The organism is Enterobacter asburiae (assembly GCF_007035645.1).
GTDB lineage: Bacteria > Pseudomonadota > Gammaproteobacteria > Enterobacterales > Enterobacteriaceae > Enterobacter > Enterobacter asburiae_B.
Genome location: NZ_AP019632.1, coordinates 3,762,360 through 3,779,264, shown reverse-complemented (window position 1 = coordinate 3,779,264; position 16,905 = coordinate 3,762,360). Strand labels below are relative to the sequence as shown.

Below are 16,905 nucleotides of genomic sequence, written 5' to 3'. Positions count from 1 at the left end.
CGCATGAAAGCAGCGGCAAAAACGCTAAAACCAAAACGTCAGGAAGAACAGGCCAACTTTGTCAGTTGGCGTTTTGCGTTGCTTTGCGGCTGCATTTTACTCGCTCTGGGTTTTCTGCTGGGACGCGTGGCCTGGCTGCAAATCATCGCCCCTGACATGCTGGTGCGTCAGGGCGACATGCGCTCCCTGCGCGTCCAGGAAGTGTCGACATCCCGCGGGATGATCACCGACCGTTCGGGTCGTCCGCTGGCGGTGAGCGTGCCGGTGAAGGCGATCTGGGCCGATCCGAAAGAGCTGCACGACGCTGGCGGTATCACGCTTGATAACCGCTGGAAGGCGCTTGCGGATGCGCTGAAGATGCCGCTGGACCAGTTAGCTTCACGCGTAAATACGAACCCGCGAGGGCGCTTTATCTATCTGGCGCGTCAGGTGAACCCTGACATGGCGGACTACATCAAAAAATTGAAGCTGCCTGGGATCCATCTGCGTGAAGAATCCCGTCGTTACTATCCATCCGGCGAAGTGACTGCTCACCTCATTGGCTTTACTAACGTTGATAGCCAGGGGATTGAAGGCGTTGAAAAAAGCTTTGATAAATGGCTCACCGGCCAGCCCGGCGAGCGCATTGTGCGTAAGGACCGCTATGGTCGCGTGATCGAGGATATTTCCTCTACGGACAGCCAGGCCGCACACAATCTGGCCCTGAGTATTGATGAGCGGTTACAGGCGCTGGTTTACCGCGAGCTGAACAATGCCGTGGCCTTCAACAAAGCGGAATCGGGCAGTGCCGTGTTAGTCGATGTCAACACGGGTGAAGTGCTGGCGATGGCCAATAGCCCGTCCTACAACCCTAACAATCTTACCGGTACGCAGAAGGATATTATGCGTAACCGTACCATCACCGACGTGTTCGAACCGGGTTCGACCGTTAAGCCGATGGTGGTCATGACTGCCCTTCAGCGCGGTATCGTCAATGAAAACACCGTCCTGAATACCATCCCATACCGAATTAACGGCCATGAGATCAAAGACGTGGCGCGCTACAGCGAATTGACCCTGACCGGGGTGTTACAGAAGTCGAGTAACGTCGGTGTTTCAAAGCTGGCGTTAGCGATGCCGTCCTCAGCGTTAGTAGAGACTTACTCACGTTTTGGGCTTGGAAAGGCGACCAATTTGGGGTTGGTCGGAGAACGCAGTGGCTTATATCCTCAAAAACAACGGTGGTCTGACATAGAGAGGGCCACCTTCTCTTTCGGCTACGGGCTAATGGTGACACCGTTACAGTTAGCGCGAGTCTACGCAACGATCGGCAGCTATGGCGTTTATCGTCCGCTGTCGATTACCAAAGTTGATCCACCGGTTCCCGGCGAGCGTATCTTCCCGGAATCAACCGTCCGTACGGTTGTTCATATGATGGAAAGCGTGGCGCTGCCCGGCGGCGGCGGCGTGAAGGCGGCAATCAAAGGTTATCGCATCGCCATCAAGACCGGCACGGCGAAAAAAGTAGGGCCGGACGGCCGCTATATCAACAAATACATTGCCTATACCGCAGGCGTTGCGCCTGCAAGCAATCCGCGTTTTGCGCTGGTGGTCGTGATAAACGATCCACAGGCGGGGAAATACTACGGCGGCGCCGTCTCCGCGCCTGTGTTCGGGGCTATCATGGGCGGCGTGTTACGCACCATGAACATCGAACCGGATGCGCTGGCGACGGGCGAAAAAAGTGAATTTGTAATTAATCAAGGCGAGGGTACAGGTGGCAGATCGTAATTTGCGCGACCTTCTCGCTCCGTGGGTGCCAAATGCACCGGAGCGAGCACTGCGAGAGATGGTACTGGACAGCCGCGTGGCTGCTTCTGGCGATCTTTTTGTGGCGGTGGTCGGTCATCAGGCGGACGGGCGTCGTTATATCCCGCAGGCGATTGCGCAAGGTGTGGCTGCCATTATTGCTGAGGCCAAAGATGAGGCAACCGACGGTGAGATCCGTGAAATGCACGGGGTGCCGGTCATCTATCTCAGCCAGTTAAACGAGCGTCTTTCCGCGCTGGCGGGACGTTTTTATCACGAACCTTCCGACCAGCTGCGCCTGGTAGGCGTCACGGGTACGAACGGTAAAACCACTACCACGCAGCTGATGGCGCAGTGGGCCCAGCTGCTGGGTGAAACCGGTGCGGTGATGGGTACCGTGGGTAACGGCCTGCTGGGCAAAGTGAGCCCGACGGAAAACACCACCGGCTCGGCCGTAGACGTACAGCATGTGCTTGCCGGTCTGGCAGGGCAGGGGGCAACCTTTGCTGCGATGGAAGTCTCTTCGCACGGTCTGGTTCAGCACCGCGTCGCGGCGCTGAAATTTGCCGCTTCCGTGTTTACCAACCTGAGCCGCGATCATCTTGATTATCACGGTGATATGGAGCATTACGAAGCCGCGAAATGGCTGCTGTTCTCTACTCACCATTACGGACAAGCCATCATCAACGCCGACGACGAAGTGGGCCGCCGCTGGCTGGCGAAGCTGCCGGATGCGGTTGCGGTGTCGATGGAAGACCATATCAATCCGAACTGCCACGGCCGCTGGCTGAAGGCGGTTGAGGTGAATTATCACGACAGCGGGGCGACAATCCGCTTTGCCTCTTCCTGGGGTGAAGGCGAAATTGAAAGCCGCCTGATGGGCGCGTTTAACGTCAGCAACCTGCTGCTGGCGTTGGCAACGCTGCTGGCGCTGGGTTATCCGATGGCTGAACTGCTGAAAACCTCAGCGCGTCTGCAGCCGGTTTGCGGCCGTATGGAAGTGTTCAGCGCGCCGGGGAAACCGACCGTTGTGGTTGATTATGCCCACACGCCGGATGCGCTGGAAAAAGCGCTGGAAGCGGCGCGCCTGCACTGCGCCGGTAAGCTCTGGTGCGTGTTTGGCTGCGGCGGCGATCGCGATAAAGGCAAACGCCCGCTGATGGGGGCTATTGCCGAGCAGTTCGCAGATATTCCGGTTGTGACCGATGACAACCCGCGTACCGAAGAGCCGCGCGCCATCATTAATGACATTCTGGCGGGCATGCTGGACGCGGGCCGCGCTCGCGTGGTGGAAGGGCGTGCGGAAGCCGTGACCAACACCATCATGCAGGCGCAGGAGAATGATGTTGTCCTGCTGGCGGGCAAAGGCCATGAAGATTATCAGATCGTTGGCAATCGCCGTCTGGACTACTCGGACCGCGTAACGGCAGCTCGTCTGCTGGGAGTCGTGGCATGATTAGCATCACGTTAAGCCAGGCAGCTGCCATTCTTAAGAGCGACCTGCACGGGCTGGACCTGACCATTGATGCCGTAACGACGGACACCCGCAAAATCACCGCAGGCTGTCTGTTTGTGGCGCTGAAAGGCGAGCGTTTTGACGCGCATGATTTTGCGGAACAGGCCAAAGAGAACGGCGCCGGTGCGCTGCTCGTCAGCCGCAAGCTCGATATCGATCTGCCACAAATTGTGGTGAAAGATACGCGTCTCGCGTTCGGTGAGCTGGCCGCCTGGGTTCGCCAGCAAGTCCCTACGCGCGTTGTCGCCTTGACCGGTTCATCAGGCAAGACGTCGGTGAAAGAGATGACGGCGGCGATCCTCAGCCAGTGCGGGAATACGCTTTATACCGCGGGCAACCTCAATAATGACATCGGCGTGCCGATGACATTACTCCGCCTGACCAAAGAACATGAATTTGCGGTAATCGAGTTAGGGGCAAACCACCAAGGCGAAATCGCCTGGACCGTGAGCCTGACTCGCCCGGAAGCCGCGCTGGTGAATAACCTCGCGGCGGCGCATCTGGAAGGCTTTGGCTCGCTGGAAGGCGTAGCGAAAGCCAAAGGTGAGATTTACACCGGTCTGCCGGATGACGGTATCGCCATCCTGAACGCCGACAACAACGACTGGCTGAACTGGCAAAGCATCATTGGTTCGCGTAAAACCTGGCGCTTCTCGCCGAATGCGGCAAACAGTGATTTTACCGCGACCAATATCCACGTGACGTCGCACGGCACGGAGTTCACCCTCACCACCCCAACGGGTGGCGTCGATGTGCTGCTGCCGCTGCCGGGTCGCCATAACATCGCCAATGCGCTTGCGGCGGCGGCGTTGTCGACGGCGGTGGGCGCGTCGCATGAAGCGATTAAGACCGGGCTGGCGAACCTGAAAGCCGTGCCGGGGCGTCTGTTCCCGATTCAGCTTTCGGAAAACAAGCTGCTGCTGGATGACTCCTACAACGCGAACGTGGGCTCGATGACGGCGGCGGTGCAGGTGTTATCTGAAATGCCGGGCTACCGCATCATGGTGGTGGGCGATATGGCAGAGCTGGGCGACGAAAGCGAAGCCTGCCATTCCCAGGTCGGTGAAGCGGCGAAAGCGGCAGGGCTGGACTGCGTGCTGAGCGCAGGAAAACTGAGCCAGGCGATTAGCCAAGCCAGCGGCGTTGGCGAGCATTTTGCTGATAAAACCGCGTTGATAGCGCGCCTTAAGGCGTTGATTACCGAAAAACAAATTGTGACTGTGTTAGTGAAAGGTTCACGTAGTGCCGCCATGGAAGAGGTTGTGCACGCATTACAGGAGAACGGGACATGTTAGTTTGGCTGGCCGAACATTTGGTCAAATATTATTCAGGCTTTAACGTCTTTTCGTATCTGACGTTTCGCGCCATCGTCAGCCTGCTGACTGCGCTGTTCATCTCATTGTGGATGGGCCCGCGCATGATTGCCCGTCTGCAAAAACTCTCTTTCGGCCAGGTTGTGCGTAACGACGGTCCGGAATCGCACTTCAGCAAGCGCGGCACGCCGACCATGGGCGGGATCATGATCCTGACCGCCATCGTCGTTTCCGTGTTGCTGTGGGCCTATCCCTCCAACCCGTACGTCTGGTGCGTTCTGACAGTACTGGTGGGTTATGGGATCATCGGTTTTGTGGACGATTACCGCAAAGTCGTCCGCAAAGATACCAAAGGCCTGATCGCGCGCTGGAAGTATTTCTGGATGTCGGTGATCGCGCTGGGCGTGGCCTTCGCGCTGTATCTGGCAGGCAAAGACACGCCTGCCACCGAGCTGGTCGTGCCGTTCTTTAAAGACGTGATGCCGCAGCTGGGGCTGTTCTACATCCTGCTGGCCTACTTTGTGATTGTCGGTACCGGTAACGCCGTTAACCTGACCGACGGTCTGGATGGCCTGGCCATTATGCCAACCGTCTTTGTGGCCGCCGGTTTTGCGCTGGTGGCGTGGGCGACCGGTAACATGAACTTTGCGAACTACCTGCACATCCCTTATCTGCGCCATGCGGGTGAGCTGGTGATCGTCTGTACGGCGATTGTCGGCGCGGGGCTGGGCTTCCTGTGGTTCAACACCTATCCGGCGCAGGTCTTTATGGGTGACGTCGGTTCTCTGGCCTTGGGCGGTGCGCTCGGCATTATCGCCGTACTGCTGCGTCAGGAGTTCCTGCTGGTGATCATGGGCGGCGTGTTTGTGGTTGAAACCCTGTCGGTGATTTTGCAGGTCGGTTCCTTCAAGCTGCGCGGTCAGCGCATCTTCCGTATGGCGCCGATTCACCACCACTATGAACTGAAAGGCTGGCCGGAGCCGCGCGTTATTGTGCGCTTCTGGATTATTTCGCTGATGCTGGTGCTGATTGGCCTGGCAACGCTGAAGGTACGTTAATCATGGCAGATTACCAGGGCAAAAAAGTCGTTATCATCGGGTTGGGCCTCACGGGGCTCTCCTGCGTGGACTTTTTCCTCGCACGCGGCGTGACGCCACGCGTGATGGATACGCGTGTCTCTCCGCCGGGTCTGGACAAACTGCCGGAACAGGTTGAACGCCACCTTGGTGGTCTGAATGATGACTGGCTGCTGGCAGCCGATCTGATTGTCGCAAGCCCGGGTATGGCGCTGGCGCATCCTTCGCTGAGCGCTGCTGCGGATGCGGGCGTTGAGATTGTCGGCGATATCGAGCTGTTCTGCCGCGAAGCGCAGGCACCTATTATCGCCATTACCGGTTCTAACGGTAAAAGCACCGTCACCACCCTGGTGGGTGAAATGGCGAAAGCGGCGGGCATGAACGTCGGCGTTGGCGGTAACATTGGTTTACCCGCTCTGATGCTGCTGGATAAAGGCTGCGAGCTGTATGTTCTCGAGCTTTCCAGCTTCCAGCTGGAAACGACCTCCAGCCTGCACGCTGCGGCTGCGACGATCCTCAACGTGACTGAAGATCATATGGACAGGTATCCATTTGGTCTGCAGCAGTACCGTGCCGCCAAGCTGCGCGTTTATGAAAATGCCAAAGTCTGCGTTGTAAACGCCGATGACGCGCTGACCATGCCCGTACGCGGTGCAGACGATCGCTGTATCAGCTTCGGTATCACGATGGGGGATTACCACCTGAACCGTCAGCTGGGCGAAACCTGGCTGCGCGTGAAGGGTGAGAAAGTGCTGAACGTGAAAGAGATGAAGCTCACTGGTCAGCACAACTATACCAATGCCCTGGCGGCGCTGGCGCTGGCGGATGCAGTAGGGCTGCCGCGCTCCTCCAGCCTGAAAGCGTTAACCACGTTTTCTGGTCTGGCGCACCGTTTCCAGCTGGCGCTGGAGCACAACGGCGTGCGCTGGATTAACGACTCCAAAGCTACCAACGTCGGAAGCACGGAGGCCGCGCTGAACGGTCTGCACGTTGACGGCACCCTGCATTTACTGCTGGGCGGCGACGGTAAATCAGCTGATTTTTCCTCCCTGAAGCCGTATCTCGCCGGAGATAACGTCCGCCTGTACTGCTTCGGCCGTGACGGCAGGGAGCTGGCTGAACTGCGCCCTGAGGTTGCCGAGCAAACTGAAACCATGGAACAGGCGATGCGGCTGATTGCCCCTCGCGTGAAGCCAGGCGATATGGTGCTGCTCTCTCCGGCCTGTGCCAGCCTCGATCAATTCAAGAATTTCGAACAGCGTGGTGATGTCTTTACCCGCCTGGCGAAGGAGTTAGGCTGATGCGTTTATCTCTCCCTCGCCTGAAAATGCCGCGCCTGCCAGGATTTGGGATCCTGGCATGGGTGTTTGCGGCGCTCAAAGGCTGGGTGATGGGCTCTCGTCAAAAAGATAACGACAGCCTGGTCATGTACGATCGCACGCTGTTCTGGCTCACGATGGGGCTGGCGGCGGTCGGCTTCATTATGGTGACGTCAGCCTCAATGCCCGTCGGGCAGCGTCTGGCGAACGATCCTTTCCTGTTTGCCAAGCGAGATGGTCTTTACATCATCCTGGCGTTCTGCCTGGCGCTGGTGACCTTGCGCCTGCCGATGGAGTTCTGGCAGCGGCACAGTACGGCGATGCTGATCGCCTCGATTATTATGCTGCTGATCGTACTGGTGGTGGGGAGCTCTGTTAACGGGGCTTCACGCTGGATCGCCTTTGGCCCGCTGCGCATTCAGCCTGCAGAATTTACCAAGCTCTCCCTGTTCTGCTACCTGGCTAACTACCTGGTGCGTAAGGTAGATGAAGTGCGTAACAACCTCCGCGGCTTCTTAAAACCGATGGGCGTGATTCTGGTGCTGGCGGTATTACTGCTGGCGCAGCCTGACCTCGGTACCGTTGTCGTGCTGTTCGTTACCACCCTGGCCATGCTGTTCCTGGCGGGCGCGAAGCTGTGGCAGTTCATCGCTATCATCGGGATGGGGATTTCGGCGGTTGTGCTGCTGATCCTCGCCGAGCCTTACCGTATTCGCCGTGTGACCTCGTTCTGGAACCCGTGGGAAGATCCGTTCGGCAGCGGTTATCAGCTGACGCAGTCGCTGATGGCCTTTGGTCGCGGTGAAGTCTGGGGACAGGGGCTGGGTAACTCGGTACAGAAACTGGAGTATTTACCGGAAGCGCACACTGACTTCATCTTCTCCATTATTGCGGAAGAACTGGGTTATATCGGTGTGGTATTAGCGCTATTAATGGTATTCTTCGTCGCTTTCCGCGCCATGTCTATCGGCCGGAAAGCGCTGGAGATCGATCACCGCTTCTCAGGATTCTTAGCCTGTTCAATTGGTATCTGGTTTAGCTTCCAGGCATTGGTTAACGTCGGGGCCGCAGCGGGTATGCTGCCGACCAAAGGTCTGACGCTGCCGTTGATCAGTTATGGTGGTTCGAGTCTGTTGATTATGTCGACGGCCATCATGTTTTTGTTGCGTATAGATTATGAGACGCGTCTGGAAAAAGCCCAGGCGTTTACACGAGGTTCACGATGAATCAACCGAAGCGGTTAATGGTGATGGCAGGCGGTACCGGTGGACACGTGTTCCCGGGGCTGGCGGTTGCGCACCATTTAATGGATCAGGGCTGGCAGGTACGCTGGCTGGGAACCGCAGACCGCATGGAAGCCGATCTGGTACCGAAGCACGGTATCGAGATCGACTTTATTCGTATTTCCGGCCTTCGGGGCAAAGGCCTCAAGGCAATGCTGCTGGCTCCGGTGCGTATTTTTAACGCCTGGCGTCAGGCGCGCACCATCATGAAGCGCTTTAAGCCAGATGTGGTGCTGGGCATGGGCGGCTATGTCTCTGGTCCTGGCGGGCTGGCGGCGTGGTCGTTAGGCATTCCCGTTGTGCTACATGAACAGAACGGTATTGCTGGTCTGACCAACAAGTGGCTGGCGAAAATCGCTACCAAAGTTATGCAGGCGTTTCCCGGTGCGTTCCCGAAAGCGGACGTGGTGGGTAACCCGGTGCGTGTGGACGTGCTGGCGCTCCCGCTGCCGGACGCTCGCCTGACGGGCCGTGAAGGGCCGGTTCGTGTACTGGTCGTCGGCGGCTCTCAGGGGGCGCGTGTTCTAAACCAGACGATGCCGCAGGTTGCCGCAAAGCTGGGGGATACCGTGACCATCTGGCACCAGAGCGGAAAAGGCGCTCAGCAGACCGTTGAGCAAGCTTACGCAGACGAAGGCCAGCCGCAGCATAAAGTCACAGAATTTATCGACGACATGGCGGCAGCGTATGCCTGGGCCGATGTCGTGGTCTGTCGTTCAGGCGCGCTGACGGTGAGCGAGATCGCCGCCGCCGGTCTGCCGGCCCTTTTTGTGCCGTTCCAGCACAAAGACAGACAGCAGTACTGGAATGCGCTGCCGCTTGAGAAAGCCGGTGCCGCGAAGATTTTTGAACAGCCACAATTTACCGCCGACGCGGTCGCCACCACCCTGGCGGGCTGGAACAGAGACGCACTGCTGGAGATGGCGCAACGCGCACGCGCGGCCGCTATCCCTGATGCGACGGAACGGGTGGCAAAAGAAGTGAGCCTGGCAGCCCAGGCTTAACCCTCGCAGCGCGTTTTGCGCTGCACGAATTTTAAGTAGTCGATGGCGTTTAGAGAATGAATACACAACAACTGGCAAAACTGCGTTCAATCGTGCCCGAGATGCGTCGCGTCCGGCACATTCACTTTGTTGGCATCGGTGGTGCTGGCATGGGCGGTATTGCCGAAGTGTTAGCTAACGAAGGTTATCAGATCAGCGGGTCTGACCTGGCGCCAAACCCTGTTACGCAGCAGCTGGCGTCGCTTGGGGCGACTATCTATTTCAACCATCGTCCGGAAAACGTGCGCGATGCGAGCGTGGTGGTGGTCTCCAGCGCCATCTCCTCTGACAACCCGGAAATCGTTGCCGCGCACGAAGCGCGCATTCCGGTGATCCGCCGTGCAGAAATGCTGGCGGAACTGATGCGTTTCCGTCACGGCATCGCCATTGCCGGGACCCACGGTAAAACCACGACCACGGCGATGGTCTCCAGTATTTATGCGGAAGCGGGTCTCGACCCGACGTTCGTCAACGGCGGTCTGGTCAAAGCCGCAGGCGTACACGCGCGTCTGGGCCACAGTCGTTATCTGATTGCCGAAGCGGATGAGAGCGACGCGTCGTTCCTGCACCTGCAGCCGATGGTGGCGATTGTCACTAACATCGAAGCTGACCATATGGATACCTACCAGGGCGACTTCGAGAACTTAAAGCAGACCTTCATCAACTTCCTGCACAACCTGCCATTCTATGGACGCGCGGTGATGTGCGTAGACGATCCGGTGATCCGCGAGCTGCTGCCGCGCGTGGGTCGTCAAATCACCACTTACGGCTTCAGCGAAGACGCTGACGTCCGCGTGGAAGAGTACAAACAGATTGGTGCGCAGGGGCATTTCACGCTGGCGCGTCAGGACAAAGAACTGCTGCACGTCACGCTGAATGCGCCAGGTCGCCATAACGCCCTCAATGCCGCAGCGGCTGTGGCCGTCGCGACGGAAGAAGGCATTGATGATGATGCCATTCTGCGCGCGCTGGAAAGCTTCCAGGGCACCGGCCGTCGCTTCGACTTCCTCGGTGAATTCCCGCTGGACGCCGTGAACGGTAAAGCCGGCACTGCGATGCTGGTGGACGACTATGGCCACCATCCGACCGAAGTCGACGCCACCATTAAAGCCGCACGTGCAGGCTGGCCGGACAAAAATCTGGTGATGGTCTTCCAGCCGCACCGCTTCACGCGTACGCGCGATCTGTACGACGATTTCGCCAGCGTCCTGTCACAGGTAGACACCCTGTTAATGCTGGACGTGTACGCCGCAGGCGAGACGCCGATTCCGGGGGCCGACAGCCGTTCCCTGTGTCGTACCATCCGTGGACGCGGTAAAGTTGACCCTATTCTGGTTTCTGACCCAGCACAGGTGGCGGAAATTCTGGCACCGGTCCTGACAGGTAATGATTTGATTCTGATTCAGGGCGCGGGAAATATCGGCAAAATCGCCCGTACCTTAGCTGAAATCAAACTGAAGCCGCAAACCCAGGAGGATGAGCATCATGGCTGATAAGATTGCTGTCCTGTCTGGCGGCACCTCCGCCGAGCGCGAGGTTTCCCTGAATTCCGGCGCGGCTGTGCTGGCGGGCCTGCGCGAAGGTGGCGTCAATGCGCACCTGGTCGACCCAAAAGAGGTCGACGTGACGCAATTAAAAGCCATGGGTTTCGATAAAGTCTTTATCGCTTTGCATGGTCGCGGCGGCGAAGACGGCACCCTGCAGGGGCTTCTGGATTTGCTCGGCATGCCGTACACCGGCAGCGGCGTGATGGCCTCCGCTATCTCTATGGACAAACTGCGCAGCAAGCTTCTGTGGCAGGGCGCGGGGTTACCCGTTGCGCCATGGGTAGCACTGACGCGTCGCGAATTTGAATTGGGCCTGCCGGATAGCGTTAATACACGCATTGCTGAGCTGGGCTTACCGGTTATTGTAAAGCCCAGCCGGGAAGGTTCGAGCGTGGGAATGTCCAAAGTCGAGAAAGCTGAAGATCTTTCGTCCGCTTTAGCACTGGCATTTCAACATGATGAAGAAGTTCTGGTTGAAAAATGGCTCAGCGGGCCGGAATTTACCGTCGCGATGCTTGGCGAAGAAATTTTACCGTCAATTCGTATCCAACCGGCCGGAACCTTCTATGATTATGAGGCGAAGTATCTCTCTGATGAGACGCAATATTTCTGCCCTTGTGGTCTTGAAGCTGAGCGTGAAGCAGATTTACAGTCCCTGGTGCTTAAAGCCTGGCATATTCTGGGTTGTCAGGGCTGGGGACGCATCGACGTGATGCAGGACAGTGACGGACAATTTTATCTGCTGGAAGCGAATACCTCTCCGGGAATGACCAGCCACAGCCTTGTGCCGATGGCCGCGCGTCAGGCGGGGATGAGCTTCTCGCAGTTAGTCGTACGCATTCTGGACCAGGCGGGCTGATATGTCTCAGGCTGCATTGAACACGCGCAACCGCGATGACGAGGACGAATACGCCTCCTCACGCCGCAGTAATGGAACGCGTCTTGCAGGCATCATTTTCCTGCTCGGGGTGCTGTGCACCGTGTTTATCAGCGGCTGGATGGTCCTGGGCTGGATGGAAGATGCGCAGCGGTTGCCGCTTTCTAAGCTGGTGGTCACCGGTGAGCGTCACTACACGCGTAACGACGATATTCGCCAGTCAATTCTGGCGCTGGGCTCGCCTGGCACTTTTATGACGCAGGACGTCAACATTATCCAGAGCCAGATAGAACGTCTGCCATGGATAAAACAGGCGAGCGTAAGAAAGCAATGGCCTGATGAATTGAAGATTCATCTGGTTGAATATGTGCCCATTGCGCGTTGGAATGATCAGCACATGGTTGACGCAGACGGAAACTCCTTCAGCGTCCCGGCCGATCGTGTCAACAAGCAAAATTTACCGATGTTGTATGGCCCGGAAGGTAGCGAAAACGAGGTGTTACAAGGTTTTCGCGAAATGGGTCAGGTGCTGGCGAAGGACAGGTTTACGTTAAAAGATGCTGCCATGACGGCGCGCCGTTCCTGGCAGCTGACGTTAACGAACGGCATTAAGCTCAACCTGGGACGCGGCGACACAATGAAGCGTCTGGCGCGTTTTGTCGAACTTTACCCGGTTTTACAGCAGCAGGCACAGACTGACGGCAAACGGATAAGCTACGTTGATTTGCGCTATGACTCAGGCGCAGCAGTCGGTTGGGTACCGGCTCCGGTCGAGGAACCTAATCAGCAACAGAATCAGGCACAGGTACAGGCAGAACAACAATGATCAAGGCGACGGACAGAAAACTGGTAGTTGGACTGGAGATTGGCACCGCGAAGGTTGCCGCTTTAGTAGGGGAAGTTCTGCCCGACGGTATGGTCAATATCATTGGCGTAGGCAGTTGCCCGTCCCGTGGTATGGATAAAGGTGGGGTAAACGATCTTGAATCGGTGGTGAAATGCGTTCAGCGCGCCATCGATCAGGCTGAACTGATGGCAGATTGCCAGATTTCTTCTGTCTATCTGGCCCTTTCTGGTAAGCACATTAGCTGCCAGAACGAAATCGGTATGGTGCCGATTTCCGAAGAAGAAGTGACGCAGGAAGACGTTGAAAACGTCGTGCACACGGCGAAATCCGTGCGTGTCCGCGACGAGCATCGCGTGCTGCATGTCATTCCGCAGGAATATGCGATTGACTACCAGGAAGGGATCAAGAACCCGGTCGGTCTTTCTGGCGTACGTATGCAGGCAAAAGTGCACCTGATCACATGTCACAACGATATGGCGAAGAACATTGTAAAAGCCGTTGAACGTTGTGGCCTGAAAGTTGACCAACTTATTTTCGCCGGTCTGGCGGCAAGTTATTCCGTGCTGACCGAAGATGAACGTGAACTGGGTGTCTGTGTGGTCGATATTGGTGGTGGTACAATGGATATCGCCGTGTATACCGGCGGTGCGTTGCGCCACACGAAAGTGATCCCTTATGCCGGGAACGTTGTGACCAGCGATATTGCTTACGCTTTTGGTACGCCGCCGAGCGATGCAGAAGCGATTAAAGTGCGCCACGGCTGCGCGCTGGGGTCTATCGTTGGCAAAGATGAGAGCGTTGAAGTGCCGAGCGTCGGTGGTCGTCCACCGCGTAGCCTGCAGCGCCAGACGTTGGCAGAGGTGATAGAGCCGCGCTATACCGAGCTGCTCAACCTGGTCAACGAAGAGATTTTACAGTTACAGGAACAGCTTCGTCAGCAGGGCGTTAAACATCATCTTGCGGCGGGGATTGTATTAACCGGCGGTGCAGCGCAAATTGAAGGTCTTGCGGCCTGTGCTCAGCGCGTGTTCCATACGCAGGTGCGTATTGGTGCGCCGCTGAATATCACCGGTTTAACGGATTATGCTCAGGAGCCGTATTATTCAACGGCTGTGGGCCTGCTCCACTACGGGAAGGAATCTCATCTCAGTGGTGAAGCAGAAGTGGAAAAACGCGTCTCAGTGGGGTCGTGGGTCAAACGACTGAACAACTGGTTGCGAAAAGAGTTTTAATTTTTTTAAGAGACCGGAGAGAATTAGCGGTCTCGGGCGACAGGCACAACGGAGAGAGAAATTATGTTTGAACCTATGGAACTGACCAACGACGCGGTGATTAAAGTCATCGGCGTCGGTGGCGGCGGCGGTAACGCCGTAGAGCATATGGTGCGTGAACGCATTGAAGGTGTTGAATTCTTCGCAGTTAACACCGATGCGCAGGCACTGCGTAAGACAGCTGTTGGCCAGACTATCCAGATCGGCGGTGGTATCACCAAAGGGCTGGGAGCAGGGGCTAACCCGGAAGTCGGCCGTAATGCGGCTGAAGAAGATCGTGAAGCGCTGCGCGCTGCACTGGAAGGTGCGGACATGGTCTTCATCGCAGCAGGCATGGGTGGCGGTACCGGTACCGGCGCAGCACCTGTTGTGGCTGAAGTGGCAAAAGATTTAGGTATCCTGACCGTTGCTGTCGTGACCAAGCCTTTCAATTTTGAAGGCAAGAAGCGTATGGCCTTCGCGGAGCAGGGTATCACCGAGCTGTCCAAGCATGTGGACTCGCTGATCACCATCCCTAACGACAAGCTGTTGAAAGTTCTGGGTCGCGGTATTTCCCTGCTGGACGCATTCGGTGCAGCAAACGACGTGCTGAAAGGCGCGGTTCAGGGTATCGCTGAACTGATTACCCGTCCTGGCCTGATGAACGTTGACTTTGCAGACGTTCGCACCGTGATGTCCGAAATGGGCTACGCGATGATGGGCTCTGGCGTGGCGAGCGGTGAAGACCGTGCTGAAGAAGCGGCTGAAATGGCTATCTCTTCTCCACTGCTGGAAGATATCGATCTGTCTGGTGCGCGCGGCGTGCTGGTCAACATTACCGCTGGCTTTGACCTGCGTCTGGATGAGTTCGAAACCGTGGGGAACACCATCCGTGCGTTCGCCTCTGACAACGCTACCGTGGTAATCGGTACTTCCCTTGACCCTGAAATGAACGACGAGCTGCGTGTTACCGTTGTTGCGACCGGTATCGGTATGGACAAGCGTCCTGAGATCACCTTAGTGACCAACAAGCAGACTCAGCAACCGGTAATGGATCGTTACCAGCAGCACGGTATGTCTCCTCTGACTCAGGAGCAGAAACCGGCCGCGAAAGTGGTGAACGACCCAACGCCGCAAACGGCGAAAGAGCCAGATTATCTGGATATCCCGGCGTTCCTGCGTAAGCAAGCTGACTAAGAATTGGCTGGAATTAGGGGATTTGCGCTCTTTGTGCTAAACTGGCCCACCGTTAGTGATATACACTCTCGGTTGGATAGTTAATTTGGCGAGATTATACGATGATCAAACAAAGGACACTTAAACGTATCGTTCAGGCGACTGGTGTCGGTTTACATACCGGCAAGAAAGTCACGCTGACGTTACGCCCTGCGCCGGCCAATACCGGGGTCATCTATCGTCGCACCGACTTGAATCCACCGGTAGATTTTCCGGCCGATGCCAAATCTGTGCGTGATACTATGCTCTGTACTTGTCTGGTGAACGAGCATGACGTGCGGATTTCTACCGTAGAGCACCTGAACGCCGCCCTGGCGGGTCTGGGTATCGACAACATTATTGTTGAAGTCGATGCGCCAGAAATCCCGATTATGGATGGCAGTGCTGCACCGTTCGTCTATCTGTTGCTGGATGCCGGCATCGAAGAACTGAACTGCGCGAAGAAATTTGTACGCATCAAAGAGACCGTTCGCGTCGAAGATGGCGACAAGTGGGCTGAATTCAAACCGTACAATGGTTTCTCGTTGGACTTTACCATCGACTTTAACCATCCGGCGATTGACTCCAGCACCCAGCGCTATGCGATGAACTTCTCTGCCGATGCGTTTATGCGCCAGATCAGCCGAGCCCGTACATTTGGCTTCATGCGTGATATCGAATATCTGCAGTCCCGCGGCCTGTGCCTGGGCGGCAGCTTCGATTGTGCCATCGTTGTTGACGATTATCGCGTACTGAACGAAGACGGCCTGCGTTTCGAAGATGAATTCGTTCGTCACAAAATGCTGGATGCTATCGGCGACCTGTTCATGTGTGGTCACAACATCATTGGTGCATTTACCGCGTTCAAATCCGGTCATGCGCTGAACAACAAACTGTTGCAAGCCGTCCTGGCAAAACAGGAAGCCTGGGAATATGTGACCTTCGAAGACGAAGCTGAACTGCCGCTGGCTTTCAAAGCACCAAGCATGGTTCTGGCGTAACGGTTCAAACCGTTTCGTAAAAAAATCGACTGGTTAACCTGGTACTCTCTCCGACCAGGAAGACCAGTCGTTTTTATTTTTACCCTTCTTCGTTTACCCCTGCGGTATCTCTCGTTTGTCTTACTCAGAAAATTATGTGCGTTAGCTGCATTCTTGACCGTTTTTCTCCGCGGCGGCACCTCATTCCTGCTGATGTATATTGGCTTTAGTGGTACTATCTGGGCGCTAAAATGAATAACTGAACTCAGCCTCTGCAAGGCTGGCTTATTGGGTGGAGCAGGTGAGCGGAATACTGACGCGCTGGCGACAATTTGGCAGACGTTACTTCTGGCCGCATCTCTTATTAGGGATGGTCGCGGCGAGTTTCGGCTTGCCTGCGCTCAGCAACAGTGCCGAAGCGGCGGCGCCCGCAAAAACCTCCACCACTAAACACGATCTCAACACGCGGGTTAACTTTACTAACCTCGCGTGGCTTGAAGCCAGTCGCCGCCCAAACTTCACCGTCGATTACTGGCACCAGCACGCTATCCGCACCGTTATCCGCCATCTGTCCTTTGCGATGGCACCGCAGGCCATGCCTGTTGCGGAAGAGGCGCTGCCGGTGCAGGCTCAGCATCTTGCCCTGCTGGACACGCTCAACGCGCTGCTCACGCAGGACAGCCAGCCGCCGGTCATGGTTCGTCAGACAACGCAGCGTGCGTTTGTTTCACCAGCTTCATTCTCTGTTTCAACCTGGATTAGCCAGGCTCACGGCATTCGTGCCGGGCCGCAACGCCTCAGCTAAATTAACTTTTTCAATACCTTAATTTATCTGCCCACAATGGGGCGTT

General features: G+C 56.6%; 14 protein-coding genes. All 14 read left to right on the top strand.

Annotated features, from left to right (window positions below; genetic code table 11):
* Positions 1-3 precede the first annotated feature (3 nt).
* Positions 4-1,770 (top strand): peptidoglycan glycosyltransferase FtsI, encoded by a 1,767-nt coding sequence (locus FOY96_RS18055; protein WP_033144627.1) that lies wholly within the window; start codon positions 4-6, stop codon positions 1,768-1,770.
* Positions 1,757-3,244: a UDP-N-acetylmuramoyl-L-alanyl-D-glutamate--2,6-diaminopimelate ligase gene (gene murE, locus FOY96_RS18050; RefSeq protein ID WP_048979011.1), complete on the top strand. Its 1,488-nt coding sequence runs from the start codon at positions 1,757-1,759 to the stop codon at positions 3,242-3,244. Before FOY96_RS18055 ends, murE begins: the two co-directional genes overlap by 14 nt.
* Positions 3,241-4,599 carry a UDP-N-acetylmuramoyl-tripeptide--D-alanyl-D-alanine ligase gene (gene murF, locus FOY96_RS18045; RefSeq protein ID WP_143347531.1) on the top strand — a complete coding sequence of 453 codons (1,359 nt, stop codon included), beginning with the start codon at positions 3,241-3,243 and terminating at the stop codon, positions 4,597-4,599. Before murE ends, murF begins: the two co-directional genes overlap by 4 nt.
* On the top strand, positions 4,593-5,675 hold the full coding sequence (gene mraY / locus FOY96_RS18040) for a phospho-N-acetylmuramoyl-pentapeptide-transferase (RefSeq protein ID WP_008501985.1): 1,083 nt from the start codon (positions 4,593-4,595) through the stop codon (positions 5,673-5,675). Before murF ends, mraY begins: the two co-directional genes overlap by 7 nt.
* A gap of 2 nt (positions 5,676-5,677) precedes the next feature.
* Positions 5,678-6,994, top strand: coding sequence for a UDP-N-acetylmuramoyl-L-alanine--D-glutamate ligase (gene murD, locus FOY96_RS18035; protein WP_143347530.1), 1,317 nt, complete (start codon positions 5,678-5,680; stop codon positions 6,992-6,994).
* The gene (ftsW, locus tag FOY96_RS18030; protein ID WP_023310395.1) at positions 6,994-8,238 is read left to right on the top strand and encodes a cell division protein FtsW; all 1,245 of its coding nucleotides are present in this window, start codon (positions 6,994-6,996) and stop codon (positions 8,236-8,238) included. The genes murD and ftsW overlap by 1 nt, the downstream gene beginning before the upstream one ends.
* Positions 8,235-9,299, top strand: a complete 1,065-nt coding sequence (murG, locus tag FOY96_RS18025; RefSeq protein ID WP_029741228.1) for an undecaprenyldiphospho-muramoylpentapeptide beta-N-acetylglucosaminyltransferase — start codon at positions 8,235-8,237, stop codon at positions 9,297-9,299. The genes ftsW and murG overlap by 4 nt, the downstream gene beginning before the upstream one ends.
* Positions 9,300-9,355: 56 nt before the next feature.
* On the top strand, positions 9,356-10,831 hold the full coding sequence (gene murC / locus FOY96_RS18020) for a UDP-N-acetylmuramate--L-alanine ligase (RefSeq protein WP_033144631.1): 1,476 nt from the start codon (positions 9,356-9,358) through the stop codon (positions 10,829-10,831).
* Positions 10,824-11,744 carry a D-alanine--D-alanine ligase gene (locus FOY96_RS18015; protein WP_094934516.1) on the top strand — a complete coding sequence of 307 codons (921 nt, stop codon included), beginning with the start codon at positions 10,824-10,826 and terminating at the stop codon, positions 11,742-11,744. The genes murC and FOY96_RS18015 overlap by 8 nt, the downstream gene beginning before the upstream one ends.
* Position 11,745: 1 nt before the next feature.
* Positions 11,746-12,588 (top strand): cell division protein FtsQ, encoded by an 843-nt coding sequence (gene ftsQ / locus FOY96_RS18010; RefSeq protein WP_023310399.1) that lies wholly within the window; start codon positions 11,746-11,748, stop codon positions 12,586-12,588.
* Positions 12,585-13,841: a cell division protein FtsA gene (gene ftsA, locus FOY96_RS18005; protein ID WP_023334508.1), complete on the top strand. Its 1,257-nt coding sequence runs from the start codon at positions 12,585-12,587 to the stop codon at positions 13,839-13,841. The genes ftsQ and ftsA overlap by 4 nt, the downstream gene beginning before the upstream one ends.
* 63 nt (positions 13,842-13,904) lie before the next feature.
* Positions 13,905-15,056 (top strand): cell division protein FtsZ, encoded by a 1,152-nt coding sequence (gene ftsZ / locus FOY96_RS18000; RefSeq protein ID WP_008501978.1) that lies wholly within the window; start codon positions 13,905-13,907, stop codon positions 15,054-15,056.
* Between the two features lie 101 nt (positions 15,057-15,157).
* Positions 15,158-16,075 (top strand): UDP-3-O-acyl-N-acetylglucosamine deacetylase, encoded by a 918-nt coding sequence (lpxC, locus tag FOY96_RS17995; protein WP_008501977.1) that lies wholly within the window; start codon positions 15,158-15,160, stop codon positions 16,073-16,075.
* Positions 16,076-16,355: 280 nt separating this feature from the next.
* Complete coding sequence (gene secM, locus FOY96_RS17990; protein WP_058840578.1) at positions 16,356-16,859, top strand: secA translation cis-regulator SecM; 504 nt, start codon at positions 16,356-16,358, stop codon at positions 16,857-16,859.
* The last annotated feature ends 46 nt before the right edge of the window (positions 16,860-16,905 follow it).